Genomic DNA, 13132 nt, shown 5'->3' with positions numbered 1-13132 from the left:
AATTTAAAGTGCTACCTCTATTTTTACTTTTTTATTTTTAATTTTTTCGTTGGCTAATGCAGAAAGCACTCGGCCAACCATTTTACGTTTAACAGCAACATAAGAGCTTTGATCTTTTATTTCAATCAAACCGACATCTTCTTTTTGCAATCCACCTTTTTTAAGAAGCAATCCTACAACATCAATTTTATTAACTTTATCTTTTTTACCGGCAGCAATATACAAAGTTTGCCATTGACTGTCTTTCGGCAAAGTATATTTTCCGTCCAGTTTTTCAACTTCCATATCGTCTCTTAGGAAAGGATATTTTTCCTCGTCCGTTAATAGCAAGTAGGCCGTTCCTTTAGCGTTCATACGAGCTGTTCTTCCGTTACGATGTACAAAAGCATCAGCAGTATAAGGCAATTGGTAATGGATAATGCATTCTATTTCCGGAATATCTAAACCACGGGAAGCAAGATCCGTAGTTATTAAAATTTTAATACTGCTATTTCTAAATTTAAGGAGTGCGCGTTCGCGTTCATCTTGTTCCATACCACCATGAAAAATATCATGAGCGAGGTCTTTATCGATAAGCAGATCGCTAATACGGTCTACGGTTTCGCGATGGTTACAGAAAATCAGGGTTGTTTTATCGCCAATCTTACAAATCAGATCGAAAAGGGTACTCAGTTTATCTTCTGCCTGTGTTTGCACCTTTTTTAATTTAAGATTTGGCACAGACTTAAAGTCTTTAAGAAAGTTTATTTCTATTACATTTTTCACTCCAGTAAATGCAGGGATTTCTTCCATTGCAGTTGCTGAAGTTAAGAAGCGTTGTTTTAAAGACAAAAGTTTAGAGATAATGAAGGCCATGTCTTCCTGGAAACCAAACTCCAGTGCTTTATCGAATTCGTCTAGTACTAAAGTTTGTATGGCAGACTCATCAAAGTTCTCGTGTCTCAAATGGTATGCTATCCTGCCAGGTGTACCAATTAATACTGCTGGTGGTTCTTCAAAGTTATTTCGCTCAGTTTTAACGGCATGGCCACCATAACAGCAATTGACTTTAAAACCGGTCGACATTTGTTTAAACACTTGCTCAATTTGCAGCGCCAATTCTCGTGAAGGAACCATTACCAGCGCCTGAACGCCTTTTGCACTAACATCAAGACGCTGAAAGATGGGTAATAAAAACGCAAGTGTTTTTCCTGAGCCTGTTGGGGCCAGTAATAACACATCGCTTCCTTTTTTGGCTGCGGTAACAGTAGCCACCTGCATCTCGTTTAAAGAAGCTATTTTTAAATTACTTAATATCTTTTCTACAGTCATCGTGCAAAGATAAGGATATTAAGCTAAGTTCAATTTGAGAAATTAGGACGACTAAAATCTAAAATATTTTTTCTTGAATTTTCTTACCTGACGGTTCATTATACTTTCCAGGTTCATTAACATCAAACCTCGCCGACTAACCCAGGAAGCAACATGAGGATTAGTAATAAAGCTATCACGAGCAATATTCATTGCTGTATGTGAATATTTGCTCATGATGGTTTCATTAGACCTACTTTGCTGCAGCAAGTAAAATTCATTTAATAATTCTGCTTTCATAGCTTTTTTTGTTAGTGAATTTTATTAACTACTATCTTTAACAACAAAAACAGATAAAAATTGTTCTTTTAAATATATCATTAAATTTTTCAATGGAGAGACACACCTACCAAACAGGCATTATCGGCAATTGCGCTTTTCTTGCTCATATCAATAAAAACACTAATGTAGACTGGCTTTGCTGGCCACGATTCGACAGTTCATTTGTATTCGGTGGTTTGTTAGACAATGAAAAAGGGGGTGAATTTTCTATTCGCCCAGATGGCGAATACAGCTCAAAACAATATTACCTGGAAAACACTAATATTCTATGTACAGAAATTACCAATCCTGAAGGCACTTACAGAATTACAGATTTTGCGCCCCGTTTTAGTCAATATGATCGATATTACAAGCCTTTAATGCTTATTCGTAAGGTTGAAGTCCTGAAAGGCAATCCGAGAATTCAGGTAAAATGTAAACCCGTATATAACTATGGTGAAAGCAAATTTACTAGCAGCAGAGGCAGCAACCATCTTTTATTTCAAAGTTGTGAAGAAAACATGCAACTGACCACCAATATTTCTTTAAGCTATTTGGAAGATGAGCGTTATTTCGCCCTCAATGAGCCTAAATATTTAATATTAACTTTCGGTTACAGACTGGAAGCCGCAATTGAACAAACAGCGGATCTTTTTCTGAATAATACCAAACAATATTGGCGTACGTGGATTAAGCACTCTGCTATTGCAGGCTTTTACCAAGCTCTAGTCATTCGTTCAGCATTGGTCTTAAAAATCCATCAATACGAAGATACCGGGGCTATAATTGCCGCCAGCACCACCAGTTTGCCTGAATCTCCAGGAAGCACCCGTAATTGGGATTACCGCTATTGTTGGATGAGGGATACCTATTACGTGATTACCGCATTAAACCATATCGGGCATTTCGAAGAAATGGAACATTATTTCAATTACATTACTGACATTTCTTTCCGTAACGACACCCGTTATCAGCCTTTATTTGGCATTAACGGAGAAAGGGTTTTAACAGAACGTATCCTGGAGAATATAAAAGGCTATATGGGCGAACAACCTGTTAGGATAGGAAACCAAGCTTATGAACATATCCAGAATGACATTTATGGTCAGGTATTGATTTCCATGCTCCCTTTATATAACGACAGACGTTTTATTTCTGGTGAAAGGCAGGATTCATTGAAATGGTTGGATTATTTGTTAATAAAAATAGAAATGACCATAGATGAAGAGGATGCCGGAATATGGGAGTTTAGAAACATTGCCAATATGCATTGTTATACCAACCTTTTCCAATGGGCAGGTGCTAATGCTGCTTTAAAGATGGCTAAAACAATTGGAGATTTGGCTTATCAGAAACGGGCACAAGTGCTGATCGACAAAGCAGCTGGGCATATTGAAGCTTGTTATAATCCTATTCGAAAAGTATACAATCATGCGGTGGGCAGTTCACATCTCGATGCCAGTACGCTACAACTCATTTTAATGAATTATCTTGATCCTGATTCACAAAGGGCAAAAGATCATTTAATTGCTTTAGAAAACGAATTAAAAGCAGAAAATGGACTTTTTTACCGCTATAAGCACAATGACGATTTTGGCAAGCCCAAAACCACCTTTCTAATTTGCGCATTTTGGTATGTGGAAGCATTGGCTTGCGTTGGAAGAATAGACGATGCCATCCGCGAATTTGAATCATTAATAGAATTTGGAAATCACCTCAATTTATTTAGTGAAGACATCGACGAAAAAGATGGCAGTCAATGGGGTAATTTCCCGCAGGCCTATAGCCATGTAGGCTTAATGAATGCCGCACATCGAATTGCCATTAAGTTAGACAGACCAGTATTTATGTAAGAAATCTATTATGATAAAAACCGGGCTATTTCATCAATAAAATGATATACCCCGGTTTTACTCCTTAAAACAGAAAAAATATAAAGGTTTGTGAGTGTAAAATTATTTAAGCTGAACGAGCTCTTGCAGCAATAGCCTTACTTCTTTCGTACTTCTTAGATAGTATTTTGCTGCAGAGATATTACTACCTACCTTTATTGTATAAGCAGATTCCGGCAAGGCCTTAAATATATCCTCATCCGTATGGTCATCGCCCATGGAAAGAATAAAATCATTATCCCTATTGTGAAGCCAATTTTGAGCAGCTTTACCTTTATTCACTTCAATATTTTTTATTTCCAGCACTTTATTTCCAGGCATCAATTGCAAGCCTTTGTCTGCAATAATCAACTCTAAATGGTTAATAATTTCGGTTACCCTTTGCTCACCAAGTCCTTCCTCTACTTTACGGTAGTGCCAAACCAAAGAATAACTTTTTTCCTCAATAAAAGAACCTGGAGTTCGGTTAGTATAACTTTCTAAAACATCTCTAACTTCATCTTTCCACTTATCGGTAAGTAAAGGCAGGCTTTTCCAATCCTCATTTAAATATTTTTGCCATGCGCCATGTTCAGCAATCATCCCTACTTTTAAATGGCCAAACCACTGTTCAAGCGTTTCATGATTTCTACCACTAATTAAAATCACATTGTTTTTAGAATCATCAGTTAACCTGTTAATCAAATTATATAATTCAGGGTCGGGCGAAGCTTTATTAATATCACTGTTAAAACCAACCAATGTACCATCATAATCAAGGAAAATATAGCGATCCTTACTGCTCAAATAAGCAAGCCCTATTTGTTCTCTCACTTTAACAGAAGCATGTTTTGTTAAAAGTGATTGTTGCATTTCTTTAACTTCAGTCAGTTTAGCCATGAAGTTCTTTACCCAGAGGTGGATATTATATTTTTTCACCACCCTACGCATACTACTCATTCTTGCCATTTGTTCTTCCAGTGGCATTTCTATAGCGGTAACAATTGCCCGCATCACGTCGCCCACATTGTTAGGGTTTACCAGTATGGCATCATTTAATTCTTTAGAAGCACCGGCCATTTCACTTAAAATCAAAACGCCTGTATTTTCTGTTCTGGAAGCTACATACTCTTTACTCACTAAATTCATGCCATCGCGCATAGGCGTAACCAAACATATATCAGCAGCACAATATAGCGCAGACAGCAGTTCAACAGAAAAAGACCTATAGAAATAATGGATCGGCAGCCAGTCCATTGTTCTGTAGATAGCGTTAATATTGCCCACCATCTGATCTATATTATCCCGAAGTTCTTTATATTGAGGTACAGTATCTCTAGAAGGAACAACAACCATGTACAATGCAAGTTTCCCGATATATTCAGGATGTATCTGCAACAACAATTCATAAGCTTGCAGGCGTTGTAAAATACCCTTACTATAATCTAACCTGTCTATAGAAAGAACTATAAGTTCGTTGTTTCTTTTATTCTTAAAAGATTGCACATGGGCTTTAACTTGAGGGCGACTACTGAGCTGTACAAATTTTTCATCATCAATTCCCATAGGAAAAGACTCCACTACAATTTGGCGCTCATGCCAGGTAATAATATTATTGGATGACTTTGCTGTAGAGAGCCTGGTAGCTGCACTTAGGAAATGTCTAACATCATCAAAAGTATGGAAACCGATAAGGTCGGCCCCAACCATACCATTAATAATTTCTTCACGCCAGGGAATAAGTCTAAAAATCTCGAAAGAAGGGAAAGGAATATGCTGAAAAAAACCGATGATAACATCGGGCTGCACTTCCCTTATCATTCCTGGCAATAGTAATAATTGGTAATCATGTACCCAAACGGTATCCCCTACTATCAGGTGCGCCTCAACAACATCCCTAAACTTAGCATTTACGAGTTTATAAAAATCCCAATAATCTTGTTCAAAATGTGCATAAGTTACCAAATAATGAAATACAGGCCATAGAACTTCATTTGAAAAACCTTCATAATAAAGATTGATCTCCTCTTGAGTTAAAAAAACAGGAATTAAATTCAAGGGAGCCAATTGTTGTTTCACTTCATCCTGTCTATCCTCAGGCACATCAATTCCAGGCCAACCAATCCAAATATTATTTCCTGTTTTATAAACAGACCCTAATCCAGTGGCCAGGCCACCTTCGCTCGCACTAAGAACGTACTTTCCATCAATTTCGGTAATTTTTACAGGTAATCGGTTTGATACTATTATGGTTTTATTGATCATCATATTCACGTAAACAACTCTATAAAGCCAGTTTTGTTTTTTTCTTTCTTGACGAAGAATCGTAACAAACTGACTATAAACAAATAAAATAAAAAAAATCCAATAATTTCCGAATTTTACAGGTAAATTTAAAGATACTAAATAACGTTCCCCTAACTTAAAAACACAAAATAAGTATGACCTGGAAAAAATTTAGTGGTGAAATTATCCACTCGCCTCTTATCGTAGAAATAGAAAGAGCTATTATTCAAGAAACAGAAAAAGGCTACCATCTTAAAGTTTGCATTGGAACAGATTCACAAGTAAAAGGCCCAATTACAAATGTTGCAACCGTCATTGTTTTATTAAGGGAGCACCATGGAGGGTTTATGTACATCCACCAGGAAAAAACCAGTATGCGGATGACAATAAAAGAAAGAATGTTGCTGGAAGTACAAAAATCAATTGAGACCGCATACTCGATCTGCGACTTGCTTGATTTATACAATGTTGATCTTGAGGTGCATGCAGACATCAATACCAATCCTATGTTTAAATCAAACAAGGCGCTGAACGAGGCTATGGGTTATATTTTAAGTATGGGATTTATTTTTAAAGCCAAACCTGAAGCCTTTGCAAGCTCCACTTGTGCCGATAAAATGGTTCACTAAATTAGAATGCATATACGGCGGCTAAAGAAAACTGGGAAGCATTAGCTGTTGGAGATAAATTTGATTTCGAGTACAATTCCTTGTCCCGGTTGTCAAACCTTACTTCAGGAATAAAAGTCAAGCCACCGGCTTTCAAATTTCCTGATAAGGTTATGGATTTAAAACTTTCACCTTCAATGGCACCTGCATCTTTAATGTTGAAATACTCTCCTCTTAAGCCTAAGGAAATGTTGGCAGTGAAAGCATTTTGCAAGTAGACCGCAGCACCACTATACCCACCATTATCGTTGGAAATACTGTAATCTGCAGCATTCAAACCAAGTTTCACCTTTTCAGTAACCTGGTAAGATGTTGTCAGATCAAACAATGAACCATCACCTGCAGCACCATCATTTCTGCCCGTTAACACGTTTAAATAGGCCGACCAGCCTTCCACAGGATTAAGGCCTAACTGCGCGCCAAAATGGGAAACACCATTGAGGTCTTTATACACGTTCCAGTCATCAAACAAGCCAACCATTAAGCTCACCTTCGGCGAAAAAGCATAAGTACCTTTTATACCTGCATTTTGGAAAGGGCCGGCAGAAAATAAATAAGAAGTAGAGTAATTGTAATTGCCAACAGGCGATATCACCTCATAACCTACAAACGTACCCATAAAACCAGCGGTCATGCTGAATTTTTCTGTAAATGCATAAGCAATTGCAAGGTTTTGCAGGTTAAAAGAGTTACTTTCATTTGCTGTTGAGCCATCACCATTCAGCAAACTTTGGTATTGCCCCCTTGGTCCAAAAGATAATTCCCCAACAAAAGAGGCTTTACCCGTTGTTTTTTTCAATGCAATATCAATCATGCCCAATGAAATTGAATTCTGATCACTAGCAAAGCTGGTTCCTATATTAGGTTGTTTCTGGAAATCATACTTATAATAGGTATCAACTGATCCTGAAATCTCTAAAGGAGTTTTTTCAGTTTTTTGTGCATAAGACATGGTTGTAAAGGTAAATGCGGAAAGCGAGAGAAAAGCTTTTAATTTCATAGTAAAGCGGTTTAGGTTGAAAAGGTTTTAAAAATGTTTATAGAGAAGTTTCACGGTCGTACTCTAAGCCTGTAGTCGAGACCACTAAAGTTCCCTGAGAATATTTTTCATTATGCTGACTAGCATCCAAACCAGCTTCTTCTTCTTCAGAAGTTACACGGATAGGTTGAATAAGATTGATAACTTTAAAAACCAGGAAGGCCATTACGAAACTGAATAAGACCACAATGACTACACCTTTTAACTGTGTGAAAAAGAATTCCGGATTTCCATAAAACAGGCCATCAACACCCGCAGCATTGACAGTTTTTGTAGCGAAAACACCTGTCAATAACATACCAACAATACCACCAACACCATGACAAGGAAAAACATCTAATGTATCATCAAGACTGGTTTTCGATTTCCACACAACGGCAAGGTTAGAAATTACAGCGGCAATGGCACCAATAAATATACTGGAAGGGATAGATACAAATCCGGCACCAGGTGTAATGGCAACCAAACCTACTACAGCACCGATACAAAAGCCTAAAACTGAAGGCTTTTTGCCGCGTAATACATCAAAAAACATCCAGGCAAGTCCAGCAGCACCAGCAGCAATATTTGTAGTTGCAAAAGCAGAAACCGCCAAACTGTTAGCACCAAGAGCAGAACCAGCATTGAAACCAAACCAGCCAAACCAAAGTAAGCCAGTGCCAATAAGTACATAAGGAATATTTGCAGGAGGTATTTCTTGGTGATCCTGGTGAACTTTTCTACGCTTTAACACTAAAGCACCAGCTAAAGCAGCCATACCAGCAGAAATGTGTACCACCGTTCCTCCGGCAAAATCAAGCACTCCCATTTTGAATAAGAAGCCATCAGGATGCCATGTCCAGTGTGCTAAAGGAGAGTAGATAAAAATAGCAAACAATACTATAAACAAGATATAAGAAGTAAAACGTATCCTTTCAGCAACGGCACCAACCACCAAACCCGGTGTAATAATGGCAAACATTAATTGAAATAAAGCAAATAAAGTTAAAGGAATAGTGGGAGCACCAGCCCATGACGCTCCAGAATTAACATTTTGGAAAAAGGCAAAAGTTAAAGGATTTCCAATAATTCCGTTAATACTATCACCAAAAGCTAAACTAAAGCCAACAGTTACCCACAACACCGTAATTATACCCGCAGCTACAACACTTTTAATCATGGTAGATAAAACATTTTTGCGATGCACCATACCTCCATAGAAAAAAGCGAGGCCGGGAGTCATTAAAAAGACCAATGCTGTTGCTGTAAGAACCCAAGCAATGTCAGCAGGACTATACTCTCCTATATCATAATTAGGCGAAAGTGGAACAAAGAGCGCTACAATTGCCACAATTAACAAAATTGCGAATGGCGCATACTGTTTTAAGGGTATCGACTTCATATTTGATTTGATTTTAAAGGTTTATATTCTATTATTTGATTGATTTTCTAAAAATAGCAATAAAAAATCAATAAAATCACATATTTATAACAAAAAATTTACAATTCACCTAAAACAAATACAAAAAACACTAAAATAACACCATAAAATCAATAAAACAGGTTAAAAAAACATAATATAGAAGCATAATTTTAATATAAATTAGAAATTAATAATTATTACGGATAAATTTCTAATTCATATCTTTAAGGCATGAAAGCCTATCACTTAAATTTCAATCAGCAGTTACCTATTTCTTTAAAAGAAGCATGGGATTTTTTCTCTACGCCACTAAATTTGGCGAAAATTACTCCTCCAGAAATGGCATTTACGGTAACGTCAGACTTAAAAACAGCGGAAAAGATGTACCCAGGGATGATTATAACTTATAAAGTATCGCCCTTAACAGGCATAAAGTTAAATTGGATGACAGAAATTACCCAAGTAAAAGAAGGAGAGTATTTTATTGACGAGCAGCGTTTTGGCCCTTATCAGTTTTGGCACCACCAGCACCACTTTAAAGCGATACCCGGTGGCGTAGAAATGAATGACATACTGACATACGGTCTACCTTTCGGTATATTAGGACAAATGGCAAACCAACTCTTTGTTGCCAATAAGCTACAAGAGGTTTTTTCGTTCAGAAATCAAAAAGTAATAGAAATATTTGGGGAAATGCAATTATAATGAATACAAAGAACCTTGAATAACACCCCTGCGCTCAATTTCCTTATCAATATAGGTCTGAATAGCAGATTTATTCATGCCCCAATTAGGTGCGATAAGCAAATCCCAATCAGAAATACCAAACAAACGCTGAATAACAATATCAGGACGCAATAAAGGAATCAATTTACACAACAAATCGGTGTATTCTTCCAATGTAAATAATTTAAAAGGCTCTTTTTTGAATTTAGCCCCCATAATAGAACCCTCTACAACATGCAGGTGGTGGAATTTCACAAATTTAATTTGCGGAAAACGGTTAATTTCATGGATATAACCCAACATCATTTCTTCAGTTTCCCAAGGGAAGCCAAAAATGGTATGCACACAGAGGTCAAGTTTTGAATTTTCGAGAAGTTTTACAGCCGCTACAAACTCACCATGACTACAGCCACGGTTAATTTGATCAAGTGTTTCATCATAGATAGATTCCATTCCCATCTCTAAATCAACATCAAAGCGATCGGCATAACTTTCCAGCAAAGCCACTTTTTCGGCATCAATGCAATCAGGACGCGTACCAACTGAAAAGCCAACAACATCTTCAGGATTAATGGACAAGGCTTCGTCATACATCATTTTCAAATAATGCACAGGGGCATAGGTATTGGTATTGGGCTGGAAATAAACAATAAATTTATCTGCTTTATAAAAACTTTTCCCACGCACCATTCCCTGTTCCAGCTGCTCGCGCACTGTAGGTAATTTTCTGGAAAGTTCAGGAGTAAAAGAATCTACATTACAATAGGTGCAGCCTCCATATCCTTTACTTCCATCACGATTCGGACAGGTAAAACCGCCATCTACAATCACTTTAAATACACGCTGTCCCGCATATTTTTTTTTCAAATGCGTACCGTAATTATTGTACCCCTTTATGCCTAAATCTAATAGAGTTCCCAAATGCTAATATTTTGATGCAAAAATACATAAAAAAAACCAGCCCCTTAACACAACGCTTCCTCCGGCAAAACTTAATTAACCGGAATCAAAAAAAAATGTCTATTTTTAAAAAACAAACTAACCCACTATGGACCATCCAAACAGAAGGAAATTTATTGGAACTGCCGCAATACTTGTTACAAGTGCTGCAGCGGTAGCAGCATCACCACTTATGACTATAGAAAAAAAACACCCTATTGTACATCATGTGTTCTTTTGGCTTAAAAACCCAGATTCAAAGGAAGACCGTGATCAGCTCATTGCAGGCATAAAAGCCCTTTCAAAAATAAATACCATAAAAGGATTGCATGTAGGTATAGTTGCAGACACAGAAAAACGTGATGTAATAGACCAAAGCTGGAGTGTTTCCGAATTAATCTTTTTCGACGACCTTGCAGGACAAGCCGTTTACCAAAACCACCCTTTACACCTGGAATTTATAAAAAATTGCAGCCTCCTATGGACAAAGGTTGTAGTTTATGATGTTGCTGAAGCCTAATAGCGTTTTCAAACGCCAAGGCTCATCAGCCACATTAACCGCATAAACAACCTCCGCAACGTCTGTTTCGGCAACGGCCCTTAACAGTAAAAGTTGTGTTTCAAGTAATGGAAAAGGGCCGAAATTGATTTGAAGCATTTTCTGCGTTTTATGATCCTTTAACCAAAGGAATTTCTTTCAGCACAGCCAAAAGATAGCCCCAGAATTTTTGAACCGAAGAAATCTGTACACATTCATCTGGAGAATGTGCCCCATGGATGGTGGGACCGAAAGAAATCATGTCCATACCAGGTAAATGGGATCCTAAGATACCACATTCCAGTCCTGCGTGGCAAGCCTCAACTTTAGGTTCTTTATCAAATTTTTGCTGGTATAACTTTTTCATGAGCCTTAAAATTTCCGAATCAGGATTTGGTTTCCACCCCGGGTAATCACCACTTTGGGATACCGAACAGCCTATATTTTCAAAAGCAGCGCCAACTGCATTTGCTACATCAGTTTTAGTGCTTTCCACACTGCTTCGTTGCAGGGATTGGGTAATAAATTCACCATTTTTTATGATGACCCGAGCCAGGTTGGTAGAAGTTTCAACCAGGTTACTGATATCCGGACTCATGCGGAAAACCCCATTGGGCACGGCATACAAGACGTTAATAATTTTTACCAATACCGCTTGATCTACAACCATGTCCGGCAGCAGACATTCCTTAACGGTTATATTTAAAGCAGGTTCTACAGTATGGTACTCCTCTTTCAAAACAGCATCAAAAACACCGATAAAAGCTAGAAAAGCGAGTTTTTGAGCAGCAGGCACCACAACAACCGCTTTAGATTCCCGGGGTATTGCATTTCTTAAACTACCACCATCTATTAAACTAACCTGCAGTGGCAACGTTTTAAGGGCTTCAAATAGCAATCGGTTCATTAACTTGTTGGCATTGCCCCTACCTTTGTGGATATCCATACCTGAATGACCACCCAGCAGCCCTTTCAAGGTAATTTCAAAAGCTATATCCTCTTGATCAACAGCAACCTGTGCATAAGTATAATTGGTATTGGTATCAATGCCACCGGCACAACCAATAGTCAGCTCATCATCCTCTTCGGTATCTAAATTCAATAAAATCGAACCCGAGAAATTAACCGGATCCAACTCTTTAGCACCTGTCATACCCGTTTCTTCATCGATGGTAAACATCGCTTCCAAAGCAGGATGCACAATATCATCGGCGGCCAAAAGCGCCATAATTGTAGCCACGCCAATACCATTATCAGCACCTAAAGTGGTACCACGCGCCCTTACCCAATCGCCATCAACAATCATGTCGATACCCTGGGTATCAAAATCGAAATCCGTATCCCCGTTTTTTTGATGCACCATATCCAGGTGAGCTTGTAAGACTACCGTTTCACGGTTTTTCATACCCAGGCTTGCCGGTTTTTTAATGACTACATTTCCCGCAGCATCCTGTAAATTTTCTAAACCTAACCCTTCACCAAAAGCCCTTATAAAGGCAATAACCCGCTCTTCTTTTTTCGAAGCGCGAGGCACTGCGTTTAAATTGGCAAAATTACGCCAAAGTTGCTGAGGTTCTAAATTGCTGATGTCAATTGCCGTCATAATTGATGTTTTTTGTGTGATTAACAATCGCTTAAATTAAGCATAATTGAAGAGATAAAACAAATGCAGTTTAGCTTAACCTATGGCAGGACCAAAACCGGACCTTATAGGGAGCTGATAGGGACCTCGTTCGGGAAATCCGGTAGCAGGTCCCTATCAGCTCCCTGCCAGGCTGAGCCCTGGTAACTTCCACTCCTTAGCCAAACATTAACTTATTTTAAAATAAACAGCAGAAATATACCTACCTTTGCATTGCTTTTGGTTCCTCCCCTGTTCATTCAGGATGGATTAAAAGGGAATCTGGTGTAATTCCAGAACTGTCCCGCAGCTGTAAGCTCCATTAACTAAGGTATATACTTAGCGTCACTGTTCAACTGTTTGAATGGGAAGACCATACCAAGGGGAGTAAGTCAGAATACCTGCCATCGCATAATATAATTCATAGCTTT

General features: G+C 38.1%; 11 protein-coding genes and 1 riboswitch. Of the genes, 4 read left to right on the top strand and 7 right to left on the bottom strand.

Features of this window, described 5'->3' with window-relative positions:
- Positions 1 to 3: 3 nt before the first annotated feature.
- Positions 4 to 1311 carry a DEAD/DEAH box helicase gene (locus AAKU52_RS01855; RefSeq protein WP_354329599.1) on the bottom strand — a complete coding sequence of 436 codons (1308 nt, stop codon included), beginning with the start codon at positions 1309 to 1311 and terminating at the stop codon, positions 4 to 6.
- Positions 1312 to 1362: 51 nt separating this feature from the next.
- Positions 1363 to 1590 (bottom strand): hypothetical protein, encoded by a 228-nt coding sequence (locus tag AAKU52_RS01850; RefSeq protein ID WP_354329597.1) that lies wholly within the window; start codon positions 1588 to 1590, stop codon positions 1363 to 1365.
- Between the two features lie 92 nt (positions 1591 to 1682).
- On the opposite strand from AAKU52_RS01850, the gene AAKU52_RS01845 reads away from it, so the two are divergent.
- Positions 1683 to 3464 (top strand): glycoside hydrolase family 15 protein, encoded by a 1782-nt coding sequence (locus AAKU52_RS01845; protein ID WP_354329595.1) that lies wholly within the window; start codon positions 1683 to 1685, stop codon positions 3462 to 3464.
- A 102-nt stretch (positions 3465 to 3566) separates the two neighbouring features.
- On the opposite strand, the gene AAKU52_RS01840 is transcribed toward AAKU52_RS01845, so the two are convergent.
- Positions 3567 to 5750 carry a bifunctional alpha,alpha-trehalose-phosphate synthase (UDP-forming)/trehalose-phosphatase gene (locus AAKU52_RS01840; RefSeq protein ID WP_354329593.1) on the bottom strand — a complete coding sequence of 728 codons (2184 nt, stop codon included), beginning with the start codon at positions 5748 to 5750 and terminating at the stop codon, positions 3567 to 3569.
- Between the two features lie 173 nt (positions 5751 to 5923).
- Between AAKU52_RS01840 and AAKU52_RS01835 the strand changes: the two genes are divergently transcribed.
- Complete coding sequence (locus AAKU52_RS01835; protein WP_354329591.1) at positions 5924 to 6397, top strand: ribonuclease H-like YkuK family protein; 474 nt, start codon at positions 5924 to 5926, stop codon at positions 6395 to 6397.
- 1 nt (position 6398) lies between these two features.
- On the opposite strand, the gene AAKU52_RS01830 is transcribed toward AAKU52_RS01835, so the two are convergent.
- Complete coding sequence (locus AAKU52_RS01830) at positions 6399 to 7436, bottom strand: outer membrane beta-barrel protein (protein ID WP_354329589.1); 1038 nt, start codon at positions 7434 to 7436, stop codon at positions 6399 to 6401.
- Positions 7437 to 7473: 37 nt separating this feature from the next.
- Positions 7474 to 8856 (bottom strand): ammonium transporter, encoded by a 1383-nt coding sequence (locus AAKU52_RS01825; RefSeq protein WP_354329588.1) that lies wholly within the window; start codon positions 8854 to 8856, stop codon positions 7474 to 7476.
- A 252-nt stretch (positions 8857 to 9108) separates the two neighbouring features.
- Here AAKU52_RS01825 and AAKU52_RS01820 point away from each other — a divergent pair, with 252 nt between their 5' ends.
- The gene (locus AAKU52_RS01820) at positions 9109 to 9582 is read left to right on the top strand and encodes an SRPBCC family protein (RefSeq protein ID WP_354329586.1); all 474 of its coding nucleotides are present in this window, start codon (positions 9109 to 9111) and stop codon (positions 9580 to 9582) included.
- On the opposite strand, the gene mnmL is transcribed toward AAKU52_RS01820, so the two are convergent.
- On the bottom strand, positions 9577 to 10524 hold the full coding sequence (gene mnmL, locus AAKU52_RS01815) for a tRNA modification radical SAM protein MnmL/YtqA (RefSeq protein WP_354329584.1): 948 nt from the start codon (positions 10522 to 10524) through the stop codon (positions 9577 to 9579). The two genes, AAKU52_RS01820 and mnmL, sit on opposite strands and share 6 nt — an antisense overlap.
- Positions 10525 to 10651: 127 nt before the next feature.
- Between mnmL and AAKU52_RS01810 the strand changes: the two genes are divergently transcribed.
- The gene (locus tag AAKU52_RS01810) at positions 10652 to 11062 is read left to right on the top strand and encodes a Dabb family protein (RefSeq protein WP_354329582.1); all 411 of its coding nucleotides are present in this window, start codon (positions 10652 to 10654) and stop codon (positions 11060 to 11062) included.
- 148 nt (positions 11063 to 11210) lie between these two features.
- Here AAKU52_RS01810 and AAKU52_RS01805 read toward each other — a convergent pair whose 3' ends face one another.
- Complete coding sequence (locus AAKU52_RS01805) at positions 11211 to 12683, bottom strand: aminoacyl-histidine dipeptidase (protein WP_354329580.1); 1473 nt, start codon at positions 12681 to 12683, stop codon at positions 11211 to 11213.
- A 242-nt stretch (positions 12684 to 12925) separates the two neighbouring features.
- A riboswitch (cobalamin riboswitch) is annotated at positions 12926 to 13124 on the top strand.
- Positions 13125 to 13132: the final 8 nt, after the last annotated feature.

The organism is Pedobacter sp. CG_S7 (assembly GCF_040544395.1).
In the GTDB taxonomy this organism is placed as follows: domain Bacteria; phylum Bacteroidota; class Bacteroidia; order Sphingobacteriales; family Sphingobacteriaceae; genus Pedobacter.
This window is presented reverse-complemented; position numbering and strand designations above follow the sequence as displayed.